23 protein-coding genes are annotated in these 21,065 nt (G+C 52.4%); 4 read left to right on the top strand and 19 right to left on the bottom strand.

The window, feature by feature from the left end; all coding sequences use genetic code 11:
- Positions 1-92 precede the first annotated feature (92 nt).
- From JFN88_RS03290 to JFN88_RS03230, 13 genes are all read right to left on the bottom strand, one after another.
- Positions 93-566: an MEKHLA domain-containing protein gene (locus tag JFN88_RS03290; protein ID WP_332908427.1), complete on the bottom strand. Its 474-nt coding sequence runs from the start codon at positions 564-566 to the stop codon at positions 93-95.
- 38 nt (positions 567-604) lie between these two features.
- A complete protein-coding gene (thiD, locus tag JFN88_RS03285) occupies positions 605-1,435 on the bottom strand; it encodes a bifunctional hydroxymethylpyrimidine kinase/phosphomethylpyrimidine kinase (RefSeq protein WP_199017865.1) in 831 nt (276 codons plus the stop codon).
- A gap of 25 nt (positions 1,436-1,460) precedes the next feature.
- Positions 1,461-2,591 carry a glycine oxidase ThiO gene (gene thiO, locus JFN88_RS03280; protein ID WP_199017864.1) on the bottom strand — a complete coding sequence of 377 codons (1,131 nt, stop codon included), beginning with the start codon at positions 2,589-2,591 and terminating at the stop codon, positions 1,461-1,463.
- Positions 2,592-2,626: 35 nt separating this feature from the next.
- Complete coding sequence (locus JFN88_RS03275; protein WP_199017863.1) at positions 2,627-3,406, bottom strand: thiazole synthase; 780 nt, start codon at positions 3,404-3,406, stop codon at positions 2,627-2,629.
- 5 nt (positions 3,407-3,411) lie between these two features.
- A complete protein-coding gene (thiS, locus tag JFN88_RS03270) occupies positions 3,412-3,612 on the bottom strand; it encodes a sulfur carrier protein ThiS (protein WP_199017862.1) in 201 nt (66 codons plus the stop codon).
- Positions 3,613-3,617: 5 nt separating this feature from the next.
- Entirely contained in the window at positions 3,618-4,241 is a 624-nt protein-coding gene (gene thiE / locus JFN88_RS03265; RefSeq protein ID WP_199017861.1) for a thiamine phosphate synthase, read from the bottom strand.
- Between the two features lie 17 nt (positions 4,242-4,258).
- On the bottom strand, positions 4,259-5,302 hold the full coding sequence (locus JFN88_RS03260) for a ThiF family adenylyltransferase (RefSeq protein ID WP_233167370.1): 1,044 nt from the start codon (positions 5,300-5,302) through the stop codon (positions 4,259-4,261).
- A gap of 71 nt (positions 5,303-5,373) precedes the next feature.
- Positions 5,374-6,405 (bottom strand): ABC transporter substrate-binding protein, encoded by a 1,032-nt coding sequence (locus JFN88_RS03255; RefSeq protein ID WP_233167369.1) that lies wholly within the window; start codon positions 6,403-6,405, stop codon positions 5,374-5,376.
- Positions 6,406-6,428: 23 nt separating this feature from the next.
- Positions 6,429-7,199 carry an ABC transporter permease gene (locus JFN88_RS03250; RefSeq protein ID WP_199017860.1) on the bottom strand — a complete coding sequence of 257 codons (771 nt, stop codon included), beginning with the start codon at positions 7,197-7,199 and terminating at the stop codon, positions 6,429-6,431.
- Positions 7,196-8,017: an ABC transporter ATP-binding protein gene (locus JFN88_RS03245; protein WP_233167368.1), complete on the bottom strand. Its 822-nt coding sequence runs from the start codon at positions 8,015-8,017 to the stop codon at positions 7,196-7,198. The genes JFN88_RS03250 and JFN88_RS03245 overlap by 4 nt, the downstream gene beginning before the upstream one ends.
- Positions 8,014-8,685, bottom strand: coding sequence for a thiaminase II (gene tenA / locus JFN88_RS03240; RefSeq protein WP_199017859.1), 672 nt, complete (start codon positions 8,683-8,685; stop codon positions 8,014-8,016). The genes JFN88_RS03245 and tenA overlap by 4 nt, the downstream gene beginning before the upstream one ends.
- The gene (locus JFN88_RS03235; RefSeq protein ID WP_269846501.1) at positions 8,672-10,048 is read right to left on the bottom strand and encodes an acetylornithine deacetylase; all 1,377 of its coding nucleotides are present in this window, start codon (positions 10,046-10,048) and stop codon (positions 8,672-8,674) included. Before JFN88_RS03235 ends, tenA begins: the two co-directional genes overlap by 14 nt.
- A gap of 333 nt (positions 10,049-10,381) precedes the next feature.
- Positions 10,382-11,044, bottom strand: coding sequence for an HAD family hydrolase (locus JFN88_RS03230; RefSeq protein WP_199017858.1), 663 nt, complete (start codon positions 11,042-11,044; stop codon positions 10,382-10,384).
- A gap of 193 nt (positions 11,045-11,237) precedes the next feature.
- On the opposite strand from JFN88_RS03230, the gene JFN88_RS03225 reads away from it, so the two are divergent.
- A complete protein-coding gene (locus JFN88_RS03225) occupies positions 11,238-12,056 on the top strand; it encodes an SPL family radical SAM protein (RefSeq protein WP_199017857.1) in 819 nt (272 codons plus the stop codon).
- Here the strand turns inward: JFN88_RS03225 and JFN88_RS24360 are convergent.
- Complete coding sequence (locus JFN88_RS24360; protein ID WP_233167367.1) at positions 12,053-12,565, bottom strand: MFS transporter; 513 nt, start codon at positions 12,563-12,565, stop codon at positions 12,053-12,055. The two genes, JFN88_RS03225 and JFN88_RS24360, sit on opposite strands and share 4 nt — an antisense overlap.
- Positions 12,566-12,627: 62 nt before the next feature.
- Positions 12,628-12,846, bottom strand: a complete 219-nt coding sequence (locus JFN88_RS24355) for a helix-turn-helix domain-containing protein (RefSeq protein WP_233167366.1) — start codon at positions 12,844-12,846, stop codon at positions 12,628-12,630.
- Between the two features lie 217 nt (positions 12,847-13,063).
- Here JFN88_RS24355 and JFN88_RS03215 point away from each other — a divergent pair, with 217 nt between their 5' ends.
- The 3 genes from JFN88_RS03215 (at position 13,064) to JFN88_RS03205 (ending at position 16,303) form a co-directional block, all read left to right on the top strand.
- A complete protein-coding gene (locus JFN88_RS03215) occupies positions 13,064-14,407 on the top strand; it encodes an ABC transporter substrate-binding protein (RefSeq protein ID WP_199017856.1) in 1,344 nt (447 codons plus the stop codon).
- Positions 14,408-14,549: 142 nt separating this feature from the next.
- Positions 14,550-15,407, top strand: a complete 858-nt coding sequence (locus JFN88_RS03210; protein WP_199017882.1) for a carbohydrate ABC transporter permease — start codon at positions 14,550-14,552, stop codon at positions 15,405-15,407.
- 23 nt (positions 15,408-15,430) lie between these two features.
- Positions 15,431-16,303: a carbohydrate ABC transporter permease gene (locus JFN88_RS03205; protein WP_199017855.1), complete on the top strand. Its 873-nt coding sequence runs from the start codon at positions 15,431-15,433 to the stop codon at positions 16,301-16,303.
- A 118-nt stretch (positions 16,304-16,421) separates the two neighbouring features.
- On the opposite strand, the gene JFN88_RS03200 is transcribed toward JFN88_RS03205, so the two are convergent.
- The 4 genes from JFN88_RS03200 to JFN88_RS03185 form a co-directional block, all read right to left on the bottom strand.
- Positions 16,422-17,042 (bottom strand): DUF1349 domain-containing protein, encoded by a 621-nt coding sequence (locus tag JFN88_RS03200; RefSeq protein WP_233167365.1) that lies wholly within the window; start codon positions 17,040-17,042, stop codon positions 16,422-16,424.
- A 43-nt stretch (positions 17,043-17,085) separates the two neighbouring features.
- Positions 17,086-18,144 carry an LLM class flavin-dependent oxidoreductase gene (locus tag JFN88_RS03195; RefSeq protein ID WP_199017854.1) on the bottom strand — a complete coding sequence of 353 codons (1,059 nt, stop codon included), beginning with the start codon at positions 18,142-18,144 and terminating at the stop codon, positions 17,086-17,088.
- A 320-nt stretch (positions 18,145-18,464) separates the two neighbouring features.
- Positions 18,465-19,799, bottom strand: coding sequence for a hemolysin family protein (locus JFN88_RS03190; protein ID WP_199017853.1), 1,335 nt, complete (start codon positions 19,797-19,799; stop codon positions 18,465-18,467).
- A 115-nt stretch (positions 19,800-19,914) separates the two neighbouring features.
- Positions 19,915-21,063: a metallophosphoesterase gene (locus tag JFN88_RS03185; protein WP_199017852.1), complete on the bottom strand. Its 1,149-nt coding sequence runs from the start codon at positions 21,061-21,063 to the stop codon at positions 19,915-19,917.
- Positions 21,064-21,065: the final 2 nt, after the last annotated feature.

Raw genomic sequence — 21,065 nt, 5'->3', positions numbered from 1 at the left:
ATTCGACATTAAATGATAACATCCTTATTTGAACAGCAAATTTATCGCCCAAAGCATAAAAAAACGATCCTCAACGGGACCGTTTGCTTCAATTAAATATATTCATATTCTGTAAAAGCTGCCGCTTGTCCGCGATACACACCCGTGTCATCAAACAAGTTCCATACCGTCGCCTTCTTGATATAAAAGCGTCGACCGGTACTGGAAATCCGGATGCCAGTATAGTCGCTCACATAGCCATGCTCCGTCACCTGAGCCAAAAACCGGGTGCGCTCCTCCCGTTCCATTGGTTCAGCGGTCAATCGGGACGGCGTGCTTGTGAACTGCTCCCAGTCCATCTCCCACAAGCTCATCGCTGCCTGATTGCCATAATTCAGTACCGGGTCGGTCTCTATTCCATGAGACAAAATAATCCCAGGCGAGTCATCAAGCTGTTTTCTCACGCTTTCTCCCGGAACAAGCTGTACCAATTCCTTGCCCGTCCATTTCCGATAATTGTCCGTGAGAAGCTTCGCATGAGCTTCCAACGCTGCCTCAGTCTGATTCCCTGCTGCCAATTCGATCACTTCCTTATCTTCTCCAGAGTCGTTCACAGAACATGGCATCAGAATTGGAGGGCCATCCGTCTGCGATATGCCCAATGGTTGGTCGGCCCATGACCCGAACCGATTCGGATGCCGTCTTCGATCGCCGCCTGAATGAATGCCTTGGCCTGCTTTAATGCGGCGTCAATGGCAAGGCCTTGTGCCAATCCTGAAACCAGTGCCGCTGAAAATGTACAGCCGGTGCCGTGCGTACGTCCAGTCTCGATGCGTCTGCCTGCAAGCTCGGTGAAACCTTGGCCGTCATACAAGAGATCGATCGCCTCTGTCCCATGATCATGTCCTCCCTTAATAATAACATGCCGCGCGCCATAAAACGCCAACCGCTTCGCGGCCTCCCGCTTGCTCGCTTCATTGCGAATTTCCACCCCGGTCAGCACCTCGGCTTCCGGGATATTGGGCGTCACGATTTCAGCCAGCGGGAACAGCTCTTCTCTCATCGCCTGCACCGCATCTTCGAGCAACAGCGCCGCCCCGCCTTTGGCAATCATCACCGGGTCTACCACCAGCTTCGTCCAGCCCTGCTCCCTGATTTCCCCGGCTACTGCACGGATAATTTCACTGCTGAACAGCATGCCTGTCTTGAGCGCGTCCGTACCGATATCGCTGCCAATTGAGCGAATTTGCTGGACAACTTCCTCCGGCTGTAGCGGATAGACTGCCTGAACCCCGGTCGTATTCTGCGCAGTAATTGCTGTCAAGGCAGACATCCCGTAGACACCCAGCTCCTGAAAGGTTTTGAGGTCCGCCTGAATGCCGGCTCCGCCCCCGCTGTCGGAGCCGGCAATGGTCAGCGCCCGCGGCAATGCTGCCGTCCCTTCCCCTGTACTCATCTTGAAGCCCTCCCACAATTCTGAATTAATAATAGCCTATTGCTGTACCAAACCGCTCCGGCTTGAACGCCTCATTAAAGGCCGGATACGGCTTGCCTTCGATGATATCTGCCGCCAGCATTGCCGTTGCCGGACTAAGCAAGATGCCGTTGCGGTAGTGCCCGGCTGCCATGACAATTCGGTCAGCAGAGGCCAGCTTGCCGATCAACGGCAGCCCGTCCTGGGTAGCTGGACGCAACCCGGCCCAACGATGGAACGGCTCCGTATGCTCGAGATGCGGGAACAGCTGCCTGTTCCATCTCCTGAGCCGTTCAATTCCGCGCTCCGTCACCGTGGTATCGTATCCCGCGACATCCTCGGATGCCCCGCATACAACAGTCGAATTGGCCTTGGCGACCAGATAGCCCTGCGGCCCGAATACCATATGCCTGACCGGCTGATGAACTTCCATTCGGTAAGCGCAAATCTGCCCCCGGATCGGATAGATCGGAATCCGTATTCCGAGCGTCACCGCCAGTTCCTGTGCCCAGGCTCCTGAGCAGACCAGCAGTCGCCCAGCGCTGAACATCCTGCCGTCAGCCGCTTGTACAAGCACTTCCCGCTCGAACTCCGCCAGCTCAAGCTGCTCCAACTCCTCATGAATGTGCACACCCAGCCTGCGGCAGCCCTGCTCCAGCGCCTTCACAAAATCCGGGGCATACACATGGCTTTCTTCCGGCGTATACAGCCCCGCAAGCATATGACGCGAAAGCATGGGCTCCAGACTTTGCAGTTCAGTTCCTTCAACCAGCCGACCGGATGAGCCGTGTTCGCGCTGCCACAGCAGCCTTCCTTCCAGAACTAGCAAATCTGCCGCATGGCTGGCAACATACAAGCTGCCCGAGGCGGTATATTCGAAATCCCTCCCGGAGACATCCCGCACCACCCCCTGCCAATCCGGGTATAGACGAAGACTTTCCCGGCAAAACCGGAAAAATTCATCCGGCCCTTCCACATTCTCTGAAAACGGAGCGAGCATTCCTGCTGCAGCGCCGGATGCTTGTCCGCCGCAGCGCCTGGTCTCAAGTACTGTCACCTGATGGCCTCGTCTTTGCAGCTCGAAAGCGCAGGACAAGCCGATAATGCCCCCGCCCAGGACGATAACCGTTTCTGTCATTGCTGTCTCATCTCTTTCCATGGTAGCGTTGCACATTATTTGACAATAAACTGCTCCAGGCCGCTGCTTGCGGTCGCGTACTTCTTTTTGGCAATCCGGCCAGACAGGTAGGATAACCGGCCAGCCTCCACAGCCAGCTTCATGGCACGCGCCATCATCGCCGGGTCCTTCGCTTTCGCAACCGGAGTATTCATCAGCACGCCGCTGACACCAAGCTCCATCGCCTGCGCGACATCGCTGGCAGAGCCGAGTCCTGCATCCACAATAATCGGGACCGTGGCTTCCTCTACAATAAGCCCGATATGATACGGGTTCAAAATACCTAGCCCCGTGCCAATCGGCGCGGCCCCCGGCATGACTGCCGCTGCGCCCGCTTCCTCCAGGCGCTTGCACAAAATCGGATCATCCGAGGTGTAGGGAAGCACAGTGAAGCCCTCTTTCACCAAAATTTCCGTCGCCTTGAGCGTCTCGATCGGATCAGGCAGCAGCGTGCGCTCGTTCGCGCTGATTTCCACCTTGATCCAGTCGCTCAATCCTGACGCACGGGCCAGCCGCGCAATACGAACCGCTTCGTCCGCCGTCCTTGCGCCGGAAGTATTCGGGAGGAACGTATAGCTGCCTTCCTCCAAATGCTGCAAGATTGAATCGTCCTCTGTCGCCTCCAGGTTGATTCGGCGTATCGCAAATGTAAGCACCTCCGAGCCGGAGGCTCGAATCGCTTCTTTCTGAACGAACGGATTCGGAAACAATCCCGTCCCGATAAAAATACGTGACGATAAAGCTTTTCCGCCGATGACCAGCTTATCCTGACTCATAGCTGTCAGCCCCCTCCTACAAAATGAACCAGTTCGATCCGCATTCCCGGAACAACCGAAGTCGTTGCCCACTGCTCTGCCGTCAGTACAACCCCGTTCGCCTCTGCGACGAGAGGCTTGCCAAGCAAGCCAAGCTGTTTGATGACATCCTCCATCGTGTCTGCCGGCTCCAGCACCTGCGTTTGGCCGTTAATGATCAGTTCCATACCGCTTACTTCCCCCTCTCAAGCTTGCGGAGAAAGGCTTCGCAGGTTTCCTTCACATTGCTGCTGCCGACAATCTCGCTTACCGCACAGATCCGTGTTGCCCCCGCGGCAATCACTTCATCCACATTGTGCAGCTTGATTCCGCCGATAGCAACAAATGGAATCCGTATCTGCTCGCTGACCTGACGCACATAATTAACGGTTACAGGGTCAACCACATCCACCTTTGTCTTCGTGGGGAATACAGGCCCTACCCCGATGTAATCTGCCCCTTGCGCCTCGGCAAGCAGCGCCTCTTCTATCGCATGGGTGGAAATTCCGATCATTTTGTCGCCGACAATTTTCCTCGCTTCTGCAAGAGAGAGGTCTCCCTGTCCCAAGTGAACGCCGTCCGCATCCGATTCCATGGCAATATCAATATAATCATTGACGATAAATGCAACGTTATGCTTCCTGGTAAGCGCGCGCAACGCCTGGGCCTTCGCCAGCACTTCGTCGCGGCTTCCCGTCTTGTCGCGCAGTTGAATAATATCCACGCCGCCCAGAATAGCCTGCTCCATCACATCAATCAAATCGCGTCCCGGATGAAACTGTTCCCCGGTTATTGCATACAGGCGAAAGTCCTTCATAGGTCCCACTCCTTCATTTATTGTCCAATATATCTGGCATAAAGCGTCTTGGCTCTGACAATATCTTCTGTCCCCTGCACCAGCACGCGGCCGTCCGGGAACATGACTAGCCGTTCTCCCTCTGACAGTTCCACACGCAGCAGGAATGGATTCAGCGTGACCTCCCTGGCTATCGGACTTAACCGCTCCTTCCACACCGCCAGTTCCAGCGGCGCATTCCCTCTAATCTGTACAGTCTCCCGTCCGCACAGCGAAACGGCTGCATCCCTTTCCCGCCATTCCAGCGCAGGATACTGCTTCAGTTGGCAGCAAGGACAGCCGGGATGCGGCTCTCCAAACTTCAATTCATAGAACCGGTTATGCCAGATATCAAAAGTAACAAGACTGCTTCTGCGCTGATCCTCCGCGCCAACGAGCAGCTTCATAGCCTCCACCGCCTGATAGGAGGCAACAATGTCAACGACGGGGGCAATAACCCCTATCGTATCGCAGGTCTCCCCGCCTGAATCCCCCGCTTGAATGAAGCAGCGTAGACATGGCGTACGTCCCGGAACGAACAGCGCGCTCATCCCGCGAGAGCTGACTGCCCCGCCATAGGTGAACGGGATGCCCGCTTTGTAGCAGGCGTCATTAAGTAAAAATCGGGTCTGGAAGTTGTCTGTGCCATCAAGCACCAGATCCATCCCTTCCAGCAGCTCAGCGATATTGGCGAGTGTAACGTCAGCAACAACGGGCTCCAGCTTCACAGTGGAATTGACAATGCGCAGCTTCTTCTCGGCTGCAATGACCTTGGGATACATGTGAACCACATCCTGCTCATCATAAAGCAGCTGCCGCTGAAGATTGCTCTTCTCCACGTAATCGCGGTCAACCATGCGAATATGGCCGACTCCGGCCCGCACCAGATGATTCGCCAGCACGGTGCCTAAAGCGCCCATGCCTACGATCAGGACAGCGCTGTTCATCAGCTTTCGCTGACCCGCTTCGCCAATTGGAGAAAATAGCATTTGCCGGGAATAACGTTGTTTCATTTGTTCGCTGTCCATCTGCATCTCTTCCATAAGCTTACTGCCGCCTCCTTTCTGTAAGTAATTCAATTCAATTTAATTAATGACATTAATAATTAATGCAATTATAAATTACGGAATGCCTTTTCCACATCTACATCGTTGCGGAGTTGGCCTTGCTTTTTCAACCAGTCTACAACTGCCTGCCAAGACTCCACAGTTTGGCTGCCGAATCCTTCAGAGCCTGCATCCATCAGTGGAAGCAGCGTTTCCAGACTTTGCTTCTCAATGTCCGGATCAAGCGGGAAGTCGCTGTTTTGCTTGTCAAGCAGCGTCTGCAGCGCTTCTTGCGGATGCTTCGCGGTATATTCCTGGCCTTTGGCAGCGGCCTCCAGAAATTTTTTGATCGTCGCGCTGTTCTTATTTAGACCGTCTTCACTAGCCGTAAATACCAGTTCATAGTAGTCAGGCACGCCGTATTTTGCCGGTTCGAAGGCTAACAGCTTGATGCCTTCCTTTTCCAGCAACAACTTCTCATGATTCACATAGCCGCCAATAATAGCATCAACCCGCTTGGTTGTCATCGCCGGAATCAGGTCCCAGCCGATATCCACGAAATTCAGCTTGGACGCGTCTCCGCCGTCGCCTTCCACCATCGTCTTCACAATGGACTCATCCAGCGGCACGGACGGATAGCCGATCGACTTGCCCTCCAGATCCTTTGGACTTTTCACACCGGAGGATTCCAGTACAAACAGTTGATTAAGCGGGTGCCGCACAATGGACCCCACAGATACAATCGGAATATTCTCCGAGCGTGAAATCGCAACTTGCATTTGGTAACTGATCGCCAGATCAGCCTTGCCCGTAGCGACGAGTTTGAGCGCGTCATTCGTGTCTGCCGGAGTTTGCAGCTTGACCTTCAGACCGGCTTCTTTGAAATACCCTTGCTCCTCAGCGGCAATTAAGAAGGAATGCACTGCATTCGGATACCAGTCCAGCAGCACCGTAAGCTCCGTTTCTTCCTGCTTGGCCACACCCGGCTCCGTTACCCCGCCGGTTTGTGATTCCGATTTTCCACAGCCAGCCATTGCGCTCGCAACCAGTACCAGTGACAAGACCAGAGAGGCGCGCTTCATCCAGAATTGAAATTTCATTAGTAGATTCTCCCCTTTTTTATTTACATCTCTTTTTCATCGCTTGAACCTCGCTTGGCAAGCACCTTGCTCTCCAACCAGCGTACAGCCAGGAACAGCAAAATCCCCATCAGCGATAGCAGCAGCACACCAGAAAATACAGCTTCTCCCCGCAGCATGTTGGAAGCTCGTTTGGTGTAGACGCCTAGGCCGGATTCCCCGCCAAGCCATTCACCGAGCGCCGCTCCGCCTACACTTATCGTAGCTGCGAGCTTGAACCCGGTGAAGAAACCCGGCAACGCGGACGGGATCTTCCATTTCAGGAACAGATCTCGCTTGCTCGCCCCCATCGTGCGCATTAACTCGCCAATTCCCGGATCAGCCGTGCGGAACCCATCCGAGGTATTCACTGCAATCGGGAAAAAGGTGAACAATATAACAACAGATATTTTGCTCCAAACTCCGTACCCGAACCACATGACCATAATCGGAGACAGGGCAATGATCGGGATCGTCTGCGAAGCCATAATCAACGGGTACAGCGTACGCTTGGCCAGATTGAACCGCTCCATCCATATGGCAATCGAGACCCCAAACAAAACAGATAACCCAAGACCGAGCAGCGCCTCGCCCAGAGTAAGAACAAAGTGACGCCCGAGCAGCAGCCGATTCTCCCATAACGAAGCCAGGACATCCGACAAGCGCGGAACGATATAATGCGGAACCTCGAATACAGTTGTCAACAGCTCCCACAGTGCGGCAAGCAGCAAGATGAATAGGAAGACCGGAAGCACAGTCTTGACGCTTTTCTTCATTGGCCAGCACCTTCCTTGATAACCGGCGTACGGCCAAGCTGCTCCAGGATTTGGCGTTTCAGTTGAATAAAAGAAGGCTCCAGTACCGCGCTGTAATCCCGGGGCCGCTGCAGACCGACTGCAACTTGCTGCAATGAAGAGATTGGCGATGTGGCTGCCACGAGTACGCGGTCTGACAGCAAGAGCGCCTCATCGACATCATGCGTGATGAAAAGCACGGTCTTGCGATGCTGTTCCCAAATCTGCAGCAGCCATTCCTGCATACTCGCTCTTGTCATGGCATCAAGAGCACTGAATGGTTCATCGAGCAGCAGCGGATCACCGCCGCTCAGAAGCGAACGAAGGAAAGATACGCGCTGCCTCATGCCGCCCGACAGCTCATGGGGCCGCTTCTGCTCTGTGCCCTCCAGCCCGAACGAAGGCAGCAGCTCGCGCACCCTCCTGCGTGCTTCCTGCCTGGGGACGCCTGACAGTTCCAGGCCAAGCGCGGCGTTATCCAGTACGTTTCTCCAAGACATCAGGCAATCCCGCTGCGGCATATACCCGATACGGCGTTTTTGACCTGGAGACTGTGACTCAGAGGAGCCGCCTAATCGGATTTCCCCTGCATCAGGCTTCACAAGTCCGGCCAACAGTCGGAACAACGTCGTCTTCCCTGCTCCACTTGGAGCAAGCAGCGCGACGAACTCTCCAGCCTGGACGCTGAAGTCCAGCTTGTCAAACAGGACAGGCCCACCCGCAAATGAATAGCTCAGGCCGCTCACCGTCAAGGCTCGCGGCGCTTGATCCGACACTATACGTGTACGATTTTCACTCAAATCGGCCACATCTCCTGACGATACGCCATATCCCAGAACAAATATTCGAACTTGGACGTAATGATGAAGTGCTCCTCCAGCTTGGCTAGCTCACGTTCCGGCAGACCCTCCGCCAGACGGTCGATCAAACTTACAGTCCATTCTGTCAGTTGTCCGAATTCCTCCGAGCTGTACATTAAAATCCAATCCCTGTACAGCGGATGATCCAGGCTGCCCGGATAGCGCGCAAACGCGGTGCCGATTTCCCGGTAGCTCCACATGCAGGGCAATAGCGCTGCTACAACCTCTGCCAGCGAGCCGCTTGCCGCAGTATCCAGCATATATTTGGTGTAGGCGACTGTCGTGGGAGCCGCCACCGTACTCTCCAGTTCCTCGCGGGAAATGCCAAATCGCTCCGCATACTCCCGATGCAGTTCCATCTCCACATTCAATGTAGAATGGAGCAACTCAGCAAACCTGGAGATGGTCTCCAGGTCGCGCGCTTTCAGACTGCCGTAAGCAAACATTTTGGCATAATCGATCAGATAGACGTAGTCTTGCTTCATATAGTAAATAAAAGATTCCGGTTCCAGCGTTCCGTCACGCAGCCCCGCCAAAAACGGATGTTCATGGCATTTGCCCCATACATCGGCTACTGAGCAGTATAATCTCTCGCTAAAGCGTTCCATCTTGCCAGGCCCACCCTTCCTTAACCATTATCCCTGTCTCGAATTGTGCCGATTCAGCAGTCGCATTCGTCTGCTGCGCCGCTTCCGCCTTCGGCCGATTGCACCAGTCGGCAATAAATCCGATCATTACCTTCGCATAATCGATCAGTTCGCGCAGATCAATACTTTCGTCCACCGCATGGGCGTGCTCCAGCTTACCCGGTCCGTAAAGAACCGTTGGAATTCCTGCCCTGCCAAGCCATCCTGCATCTGTAACTGTCGGACTCATCCCTGTTCGGGGCGCTTTGCCCAGCAGTCTGGCATGGGATGCCGACAACGCTCCGACCCCTTCATGGTTTGTATCAAGCTCAAGCGAAGGGAATATTTCGCCCTGTTCCTCCAGCATCGAACGACCGCCCCAGCGGAACGAAGGCGGATGGTCGCGCAGCCAAGGATCAGCAGCAGCCGCTCTGAGCAGATGTTCCTCAATCTCGGCAGTTACGTCTTCATAATTCTCATCCGGATAAAAATGAACCGTTATCCACAACGAGCAGCGGTCTGCGATAAAGGCTGCATGACGCCCGCCTTCGATAACAGCGGGATTAATGGTATTGGACCCGGGCGGAAAACCCGGATACGACTTCGTCACAGCCCAATGCCGCTCCAGTTCCTGCAGGGCGGAGATCAGCTTTGCCATTTTTTCGATTGCGCTTGCTCCATGGAGACCGCCGCCCGCATGAATCATTTTGTGCCGCACGCCATCATGATGAGTGACCGGGCTTTGCACCGTTACCCACCCGGTAATGACACCGCCTTGTCCCTGAATTTGCATCGAGCTTGTATCGGCTACAATAGCAAAGTCTGCGCTGCAACCCCGTTCCGTACAGGATAGCGTTCCGGCCTCGCCTGCTTCCTCCCCGATGACGGATTGAAAGCATACATCTCCTTTAAGCTCCACGCCTGCGTCGTGGAGCAACCGCAGAGCGAACAGCAGCGCAGCAATACCACCCTTCATATCTGCAGTCCCGCGTCCGTACAACCGACCATCCTGAAGCTTCAGCTTGAACGGATTAGACTGCCATTCCCGGTCATCGCCGACTTCTGCTACATCGATGTGGCCGTTTAGCAGAAGACTGCAAAAATCCCCGCTCGCTGTTCCCTTCTTCATTGCCGTTACATTGGGGTCACCCGGAAAAACCTCCCAAAGCTCCGCCTCAAATCCGCTCGCTTCCAACTGCTTCTTTACAAACATTTGCGCTGAAGCTGTATTCCGGGCTGGAGGGCTGACGGTCGGAAATGCGACCAACCGGGCCAGGAGGCTAATCAATTCATCAGCCCTTGCCTCCGCCTGGCGCTGGATTTGAACGATTTTCGCATCGATCATGGCACTATTTCTCCTCCTTGATAACCGGGCGTCAAGCTAGGCGTAAACGGCTCCGCCGCGCATCGGCGGCGAAGCGCACGTTTCACGGAGAAATCTGGTGTTCAAGCTGGCAGATGCCTGCCCGCAACCGGATTTCAATAAAAAAAACCATTCGTAGAATAGACGAATGGTTTCAATTCGATACGTTCTCTACGCCAGCATTACCTGGTTCAGATTAACGGTCAGAAACACAAGGCTTCTATCTCAGCCGGACTCCATCCAGCACCCGTACTCCATATGAAGTTAGTTCTACTATAGCGTAGTTTGCGATGGTTTGGCAATACGCAAGATGAATCAAAGCACTTCCAACAGCTCGGTTAATTTTCGGATTGTATGCAGCGGTTTGGCTTTGACATCCTCACGCCATGGCTGATTCACCTGAATCCAGACCGCGTTCATACCGACAGCAGCCGCTCCTTCAATATCATTTACCGGATGATCGCCTACAAAAATACAGTTCTCCGGCTTTACATTCAGTCGGTTCATAGCGAGTTCGAATATTTTAGCATCCGGCTTCTTAACTCCCGCTTCCTCCGATACAATAATCGTATCAAAATGGCTTCCAAGCTGCAGTTGATCAATTTTCCCATATTGAATCAGCGTCTGGCCGTTTGTAATCATGCCGGTTTTGTACTTCGCTCTTAACTGGCCCAACACCTCTATCGCCTGATCCATCAGGACGGCGTTTCTCACATACTCTGACTTATAAAATTCCATCAGTTCATATAGTTCGGGCTTCTGCCCCCAGGGCAATTCCTCAAGCAGTTGAGAAAACAGCAGCCGCTTATCCGTGTAGCCGTCCTGATCCAGATCGATGATTCTGTCCGCCAATTCCTCTGTTTCATTCAAATGTGGCAGATGAGTCGCCAAAAATGCATTCGTAAATCTCCTGAACGTCACGCTCCGGTCAAGCAACGTATTGTCCAGATCAAACAGAATGGCTTGAATATCCTGCATTGCTGTTTCCCCCTTCATATTCTCTCAAGACTGCTAACAAGGAATATATTCGAGCTTTATACAATAAACCCCTTTACCTCTGCCAAAGTCTTGCATTGTTACCTGGTTCAGCAAACGAGAGGATGCTTCTATGTTATAATGGAGTATCATGCCGTTCAGTCATGCCGTTCAGAGGTGAAAGGGGCCAGCATTGATGAAGCCGGAATATACAACGAAAGTACCGAAGACCATACTGACCAAAGGAAACGGATTTCTGTCCGGCTACAGCTACTCCCTGAACCCGTATGCAGGCTGTTCATTTGGCTGTTCCTACTGCTATGTCCGCCAAATGCCGATCGCTGTTTTTCGCGGCGCTGAATGGGGAACGTGGGTGGATATCAAGAAAGATGCGGCGGCCGTCCTGCGAAAAGAATTACAACGGGCCAAAGCCAAGGGCCCAGTCACGATATTTATGTCTTCCAGCACGGACCCTTATCAGCCTGTAGAGCATAAAGAAAGGATCACCCGCTCATTGCTTGAGGCGATGGCGGATGACCCTCCGGACTTCCTGTTTCTGCAAACCCGCAGCCCGCTTGTTCGCAGAGATATCGATGTGCTGCAACAGCTTGGCGACAAGGTTCGTGTGAGCATGACGATTGAGACCGATCTGGAGCATATTCGCAAACATTTCTCCCCGTATGCACCGCCGATCCCGGCTAGACTCCAAACGCTGGAGCTGCTGCGCGATGCCGATATTCCGGCTCAGGCGACGATTGCCCCTGTTCTTCCGAGCAGTGAGCAATTTCCGCATCTTCTAAGGCCGCTTGTGAATCGCGTATGTATCGACGATTTCTTCATGGGCGACGGCAGTGGAGGCAAGCGAACCATGCGTCTTGGAGTTCAATCCCTGTACGAGGAAATCGGCATGGAGCAATGGTATCACCCCACCGCCTGGCGCATTGTCTATGACCGGATGAGACAAGTTTTTCCCGAAGAACAGCTTGCTGTAAATCTGTCAGGATTCTCGCCTTAACCCATTGCCTTCACCATTTCGGCAGGCTTGATTTTGATAGACATCAGCGCTGCAATCAAGCAAATAAATCCTGCCACAACAAAGGCAATAGCATACGTGCCTGCCCATTCTCTGACCACACCGGCTCCAAAAGCAGCAAATGAAGCCCCGAGTTGGTGAGCCACCACAACCCAGCCGAAAATCATGCCGGATTTTTCCTTGCCGAATTCCTGAGAAGCCAGCTTAACCGTTGGCGGAACAGTAGCAAGCCAATCCAGACCATAAAATACCGAAAAAATAATTAAGGATGTCGGACTTCCATCCAACGCATAAGGCAGGAACAGCAAGGATAATCCGCGCAGCCCGTAATACCAGAACAGCAGCCAGCGGCTGTCGAAGCGGTCTGACAACCAGCCGGAAAGCGTAGTGCCGATCAGGTCAAATATCCCCATCAGGGCAAGCAATCCCGCAGCCATCACTTCAGGAATGCCGTAATCCCCGCATGCCGCAATTAAATGCGTCCCGATCAATCCGTTTGTGGATAAGCCGCAGAAGAAAAATGTTCCCCCGAGTAGCCAGAACGTTTTATTCCCTAGCGCTGAACCAAGAGTCCGAATTGGGTTGTAAATACATTTCCCTGAAATGGCGCAGGCTTGACGATTTCATCAGAGCCGTAAGGAGCGGCCCCGACATCGTAAGGATGGTTCCGCATCCCGAATAGGGCGGAAGGCGTCACGCACAGCTTGTCAGCCAGCTCCTTCTGCGTAATGCCGGGGGCGCCGTTAACGAGCCGTATCAAATAACCGTACATCGGGGTGAAGCCTGTCGGAGCAAATTCCTCATAAAATCCATCGCTTTTGTCAATGTTTAGATTTCTGTAAACGTACCCAATAAATTTACCCCATTTTTTAGATAATTGTATCCCCGCCCATCTATTTACAGTTATTTGATGACTAAAGTAAAATTTTTATATACACCCGAGAATATATGCATAAGTTTAAAAAAACTATTTCTAGGGGGATGTTCGTGTGAAAAAAGCATCTTTAATTGTTTTGAGCGTGCTGTTCGTTTTCTCCATGTTCCTGGCTGCCTGCGGGGACAAAAATGAAGTAAAGAACAACACGCCTAATGCATCAGGAAATCAAGGCTCTAAGGAAGAAGCTGTAAAGGAAGAGCCGCCCAAGAAAGATATTTCGCTGCGTGTATTCTCTACCTTCGGCGGTACAGACGCCGCTCGCGATGCTTTCCAGGCTGCTCTGGACGAGTTTACAGCCAGCAACCCGAATGTGAAAATTGACAACGATACATTGTCAGCTAATGATGACGGTTTCAGAACCAAAGTCAACACCGACATCAATTCCGGCAATGAACCTGATTTGCTGTTTTACTTTGTGGGCGCGGATGCCCAAGGCTTTATCGATGCCGGCAAGGTTGTTCCCCTCGATGATCTCCTTAACGAAGACGCCAACTGGAAGAATGGCTTCTCCCCGAGCGCTCTTGAGAACGTAAGACAGAAGGACGGCCACATTTATGCCGCTCCGCTGACCGGATTTTACGAGGGCTTGTTCGTGAATAAAAAGCTGTTCGCAGACAATAATCTTGATCTCCCTACAGACTGGGATAAATTGAAAAAAGCAGTCGAGACATTCGCTGCCAAAGGCATTATTCCATTGTCCGCTCCGTTTGATCAGTCCCACTATATTGTTGAGCATTTTATTTTGACGGCTGCCGGTCCTGCTGGGCAGGCGAAAGGTCTTGCAGACGGAATTGATCCGAACTGGGAGAAAGGCTATGCGGCCATCAAAGAACTGTATGACCTTGGCGCATTCCCGAAAGATGCCGCAACGATCGATCTTGGTATGGCATCCAACTACTACGGTGAAGGCAAAGCAGCGATGATTTTGGAAGGTTCATGGGCATTCGGCGGCTTTAGCGGTGCTGAAGTAAAAGAAAATACAACTGTAATTCCATTCCCTGTCGTCCCAGGCGGAGCAGGCAGCGGCAACGATATCATCGGCGGATTCGGCTCCGGATTCTATCTGCCCAAATCAACCTACGACAATGCAGACAAAAAAGATGCGGCCATTGCACTGCTCAAGCATCTGACATCCCCGGCTATTATCCAGAAAATTGCTACGGCAAATGGCGGTACTCCTGCAGCTAATGTTGAAATTACCGGCTTACCGCAAGCGCAGGTGGACGGCTTCGCGATGGCTGCCAACTCTGCTTCCATCACAACTCCGGTGGACAGCAAAATCTCCCCGGAAACGTTCTCTACGCTGCGCGCCGGCGTTCAGCAGGTCGTAACAGGCAAGAGCACGCCAGCTGAAGTGCTGCAGGAAGCCAAAAAGATCGAAGACGCGAATAAATAATTCATCCTCATTAATAACCTCCCCAAAATAACCTCCCCAAGCAATGTCGATTACGCCGCCCCCCTCCTCAAGGCGGCGTAATCTTTTACAAGGCCACCGTTTGCAAGGCCATTGAAAATATGAAGGTTAAAAGGTGATAAAGATGAAGGGCGATCGAAAATATATTATTTTGTTCTTGCTCCCTACTGCCTTCCTGATGTCGGTCTTTCTCTACTATCCGTTTTTCAAAAGCTTGTACTTGAGCTTCTTCCGTACAAAGGGATTTTTCGATAAAAAATTCGTAGGCTGGGAAAACTATGAACGGTTATTCACAGACAGGCTGCTTGGTGAAGCAACGCTGCACACCCTCGAAATTATGGTCTATGTCATTTTGTTTCAGGTGGGCATTGCCCTCGTTCTAGCCGTCATGCTGGATCATATAACGAGGCTTCAGAGTTTTTTCCGTACGGTCTTCTTTTTCCCGGTCGTCATTTCCGGTACCGCAATCTCCTTGCTGTTCGTGCTGTTTTACAACTACAATTTTGGCTTGCTCAATACGATCATCACTAGCCTCGGCTTTGAGAAGGTTCTCTGGCTTAGCGAGAGCAATGCCCTGAAAGCTGTGGCTATCCCAACCGTCTGGCATTACGTCGGCTTTTACCTGGTGCTGTTCTTGACCGCAATGTCCAAAATTCCGACGGATTATTATGAAGCAGCCAAGCTTGAAGGCATCTCCGGGCTTCAGAAAACCGTCAAGCTGACGCTCCCGCTAATTTTGAGCGATATCAAAGTAGTCATTACGCTTGCCATTACCGGCACGATGAAAGTATTCGAATTCGTATGGGTCATCTCACGCGGCCAGAACGGCACAGAGGTACTGGGCACGTATATGTACAAAAAAGCGATTGTCGATCAAAACTTCGGTTACGGCTCCACAGTTGCGATCTATATGGTGGTCTTCGGTGTTTTGCTCGCTTTGCTGGCCAACCGTTTGTTGAAAAGTGAAGAGTTCACTTATTAAGCTGCTGTTAGGAGTGTACGCTTATGCAACCAATCATCAATAGCAAAACACAATTTTGGCGCCGAAAGCCCCTGAAGTTCCGCTGGGGAAGCGCCCTGATCTACCTGATTTTGACCGGCTGGTCGCTCACAACGATCTATCCGCTATTCTGGATTGTGAACAATTCCTTCAAGGTGTCCAAGGATGTCATGAACCAATCGTTTGCGCTCGCGCTGGACCCCGTCTTTATCAATTACACAACCGCCTTCGAACGGATTAACATCGGCCGAAGCTATATGAACAGCCTGATCATGTCCGGCTCCACTGTAATTCTGGTACTGATTTTGAGCGGATTTGCAGGCTATGCGCTGTCCCGATTCAATTTCAAGGGCAGAAGGCTCATTTACTCCATCCTTTATGCGACGCTGCTTATCCCCGCCTTTGCAACCGTTGTGCCCGTATACGAAATTCTCATCAGGACGAGCCTGGTCAATACATACGGAGGTTTAATTTTTCCGCAGACAGCAGGTAATTTGACCTTTGCCATTCTTGTCATTGCCGGCTATATGGCTACGATAGCCAAGGAGCTGGAAGAGGCCGCATTTATTGACGGCTGCAACCGGTGGCAGATGCTGATCAAGATCTTTTTTCCGGTATCCCGTCCCGTTTTTGCCTCTGTCAGTATTTTCGTCTTCCTCTGGTCCTATAACGACCTGTTCTCGGCGCTGATCTTCGTCAATAAAGCGAGTGTCCGGCCAATTGTAGCCTTGCTAAGCGAAATCAGTTCCCAGTACGGCACAGACTTTGGCTTGATGGCAACCGCGGTCGCACTGACCGTCATCCCGGTCCTGATCGTCTATTTATTCATCTCCAAATTTATTCAAAAAGGGTTGACAGAAGGCGCGGTCAAAGGCTAAACGCTAGGGATAAAAGCAGGCAAGTCAAATGGGGCGGCAGAAACCGCCCCGTCTGACTTGCCTGTTTTCTGATTACGGAGTGCCGGTTGTTTCGATTAAAAGCCCGAGCGTCTTAAGCTCATTCTCGTTCGCTTGGCAAAGGCGGGTCCGTATGCAAGTCAGCATCCGGGCTGGCCAGCACCCAGCGCGTAAAGACGACCTCAAGCCCGGCTCTGGTAGGAGAGCAAACGAACGGCCCCGCCTGCTTGCCGGAGGCATAAGGGAAGCGGGCCACCCGAATGGTGCGCCAGCCTTCAGATTGTGAGCGGGCTCTAATGATGACTGCATCCTTTTGACGGGAAGCACGGATTGTCACTTTCTGGCCGACCCACTCCGGCGCAGGCGCAAGCGACCAGTCGGAATATCCGTCCGTCACGACAACGGCAACCTGGGGAACGCCGTCGTTCAGTTCCACACCGGCTTTAATCCACTGCTCCGGACCATGCCAGAGCATCAATCCCGCCTGGTCATACAGTTCTGTAAAAGAACTCAGCTGAAACGTAACTTCCATCGCGCTGGCATCTTCCCATGGCGCCAACAGCGCATGTCCGTCCCTATGCTCGAATTCATACAGTGTCTTCTCCCAATAATCGCTCCCGTGCTTCGCCCCGACGCGCAGACCTTCCCCTTCTTCCTGCACCGATACAGGCGCAGTCGTCCAAGTGCCTTTGTCCCATGGAATATTTGTATACGTCACCATCTTGCCTCCCTCAAACATTCTTTTAGAATTGCCAAGGCTTTGCTCAGACTGACGGATGATCCGCTTCCCATTTCGCTACTTCCTCGCGAACAATCGGAGCCACCTTGGTTCCCAATAGCTCAATGGCTTTCATTACTTCATCATGCGGCATTGTACCTAGCGGAACATGCATCAGGAAGCGGGTAATGCCGACCTGCTTGCGCAGATGAATGATTTTTTGCGCTACGGTCTCCGGTGAGCCGACATACAGAGCACCGTCGAAGCTTCGGGCCGCATCAAAGTTAGTTCTGGTGTATCGTCCCCAGCCGCGTTCAGCGCCAAGCACGTTCATGCGATCCTGTGTTGAAGGAAAAAACAGATCCGCAGCCTCCTCGTCGGAATCCCACACAAATCCGTGAGAATGCGACGCTACGGGCAACTGCTTCGGATCATAACCGGCAAGCGCCACGGCTTTCTTATACAACTGGACAAGCGGGGCGAAATGGGCAGGACTTCCCCCGATAATCGCCAGCGCCAACGGCAATCCAGCCGTCCCCGCCCGAATGACCGATTCCGTCGTGCCTCCGCTTCCGATCCAGACGGGCAGCGGGTTTTGCACCGGTCGCGGATATACACCCAGGTTCTTGATAGCAGGACGGTGACCGCCCCTCCAGTTCACCTTCTCCGACCCCCGGATGGCCAGCAGCAATTCCAGATTCTCTTCGAACAGCTCTTCATAATCCTGCAAATCAAAGCCGAACAGCGGAAATGATTCGATAAATGAGCCTCTGCCCGCCATAATTTCCGCACGCCCCTCAGACAAGCCGTCCAGTGTCGCAAAATCCTGAAACACGCGCACCGGATCAGCCGATGACAGCACGGTCACCGCGCTAGTCAGGCGGATACGTTTGGTTAGAGGAGCCGCAGCCGCCAGTACCACTGCCGGGTTGGAGGCCGCGTAATCCTCGCGGTGATGCTCCCCTACACCATATACATCCAGCCCGACCCGATCGGCAAGTACAATCTCCTCCACGACCTCACGGAGCCGCTGTGCATGACTGATCAACTCCCCGGTATGAATATCCGGTGATGTGTCGACGAATGTGCTGATTCCAATTTCCATGGTGTACACTCCTTTTCGTGAATGAAAATCGCTCTCTTCTTCTCTATCTTGTCTAGCCTTGCTTGGCGTGAACCGGCCCTGGTAGGAGCCGAATATGTATTCCACTACATTCTGAACAACCACAGAAGCTTCACTAAATCAGCCACCTGCGACGATCAACTCTATCATACCCCATGTTCGTAAATCCTGCATTAATCACCTTCCAATTTTTTGAAAATAAAAAATCTGGTGACAAGAGGCCAAAAAAAAACGCACTGCCCCTGAGGGGACGAGTGCGTTCAACTCGTAGTTCCACCCTAAGCTATGAAGGTGGATTTTCGCTATTCCCGTTCTTGCCCCGATTCTTCCTCTTCATGAGCATTAAGTTTCAATCGCACTTTCAAAATTTGCAGATTGTCTATTTCCGCTGCCTGCCACTCATGGCCGCCGTAGCGAATAAGCTCATCAGACTTTCCGGAGAGCATCATCTCAACCTGAATCCAGCCGCCGAGCGTCTCCACTTCGCGTTCCGGATCAAAACGCACATCAAAGCGCTCTTCCAGATCGGAAAGCAGCACGCGACCGTTAATCATATACTCCGTCTCCCCGGACTGTACGATGTCCGGCTGTTCATCTTCGTCAAATTCATCCCGAATGTCTCCGACGATTTCTTCCAGGATATCTTCCATCGTGATGATACCGGCAGTGCCGCCGTATTCATCAATGACGAGCGCAATATGCACCCGCTTGCGCTGCATTTGCATCAGGACATCCTGGAGCGGCGTTGCTTCAGAAATAATATGAATATCATGAATATGGTCCGCAATTGTTATGCTTCGTCCCAAGGCGATGTGGGTCACCAGTTCCTTGGCGTTAAGGGCCCCGATGATATCGTCTTTGCTCCCGTTTCGAGTAACCGGATAGCGCGTGTAGTGGTACTCATCGATCAGCTTCAACAAATCGGACGTATCTATAGACTGGTCGATCACAATCATCTGCGTGCGCGGTACCATGATGTCCCTGGCCACACGCTCATCGAATGCGAATATATTTTGCATGTATGAAAGCTCGGTCTGATTAATTTCACCGCTCTGGAAGCTTTGCGCCATAATAATCTTCAGTTCTTCCTCCGAATGCGCCTGCTCATGCCCGGCTGGCTTCACGCCGAACATGCGGAGAAAAATACGCGCGGAGCCGTTAAGCGCCCATATAAGCGGGAACAATACCTTCCCGAATGCTACGAGCGGACCTGCAAGCAGCAAGGTAACCCGTTCTGCATACTGAATAGCTAGCGTCTTGGGCGCCAGTTCACCCAATACCACGTGAAGGAAAGTCATAATCGAAAGAGCCAGCGCGAAGGAAATGAAAGTTGCCCATGCTGCCGGGATGCCCAAATCATTAAACAGCGGGTGTAGAATCTTCTCGACAGTCGGCTCTCCCAATGTACCCAGGCCAAGAGCTGTAACTGTAATCCCCAGTTGGCAGGCAGACAAATAATAGTCCAAATCTGTAGCAAGCTTCTTTGCCGCGAGCGCTTTTTTGTTTCCTTCAGCAATCAACTGATCAAGACGCGACATCCTTACCTTCACAACCGCGAATTCCGCACCGACGAAAAAAGCGGTCATAGCAATCAGCAATGCAATTAAAACCAGGTTAATCCAGATAAATAGGTCCAATTCGTTCCCTCACTTTGAGGGATTCACCTCCGTAAATTTTAGTCAGGACGAGCCTTGGCATGTCCTGGAATACAACTAATACGAATGAAGACGGGCTGATGTTGCAATTATTTTTTTAGGATTCAAAAGTGACGGTAATGTCAAGAATTTCCGAGCGGCTGCCCAGCCGGATCGGTGGTCCCCATGTTCCATAGCCGGACGAGACAAACACATGCAGCCTGTTCTTGCGCATATAGCCCCAATCCAGCTCAAAGAGTCTTCTTGTGATCAAGTGATTCGGGGCAATCTGCCCGCGATGCGTGTGTCCGCATAGCAGCAGGTCAGCGCCGGCTTCCGCTGCCTTGTCAAACTCATACGGCTGGTGATCCAGCAAAATGACAGGGCGGGCATGGTCAACTCCGGCAAGCAGTTCCGCCGACCGCAGCCGTCCCTGCGGGTCCATAGCTTCTGCTGAACGGTCCTTGCGGCCTGCGACATAGTAACTCCCGGCAACCTCGACCGTCTCATCCTGGAGCACCTTGATGCCGATTTCCTGCATCACTTGTGTGTACTTTTCAATCGACCGCCCGTAGTATTCGTGATTGCCAAGTATGGCGAACACACCGTGTCTGGCTTTAAGCTGCTTGATCGTATCCCCCAGACGATTGCGGAGGAAGGGCTCAATGCTATCGTCCAGCACATCACCCGGCAAAAGAATGAGATCGGGCTGCATCGCATTCATTTCCCTCACCAGCTTCTTTAAGTGCCGCTTCCCGACGATATTGCCCAAATGAAGATCAGAAGCCGCGGCAATGCGAAGCTGCTTCAGGCCGCCTGCCTGCTTATCCACGTGAATCAAATGCCTGCGAATGACGGTATTCCAGGCATTGCGCGATCCCCAGATCATTAGCATAAGCAGCAGGAAGAGCACAATACTGCCCGCAACTTTAACATAATTTGTTGTTCCCGCCCCTGCAAGACGCATAATGCCATAGATGATATCAACCACAGGCAGGAGCAGAATCAGAAACTCCATTACCGCAAGATAATAGGAGCCGATTACCTTCAACAGCCGGGCAGGTGCGCGAAGCGGCCAGGGATAGCGGGCAAAGCCGATGAGATAGGACAAAGCGATCAAACCGAACACAATCCAGAACAGCAATTGGTTCATGCCCGGCCACCACTCACGCAGATAAGCCAGAATATGGGCGCCGATATATCCATTCAAAATCAGCACCGCGGTCAGCATTATTACAATTGAAGCAATCATTTGTCTGGCTTTCATCA

It is taken from the genome of Paenibacillus roseus, assembly GCF_016424485.1.
GTDB lineage: Bacteria > Bacillota > Bacilli > Paenibacillales > Paenibacillaceae > Paenibacillus_D > Paenibacillus_D roseus.
Note: the sequence above shows the minus strand (reverse complement) of the source record. Positions and strands in the feature narration are given on the sequence as shown.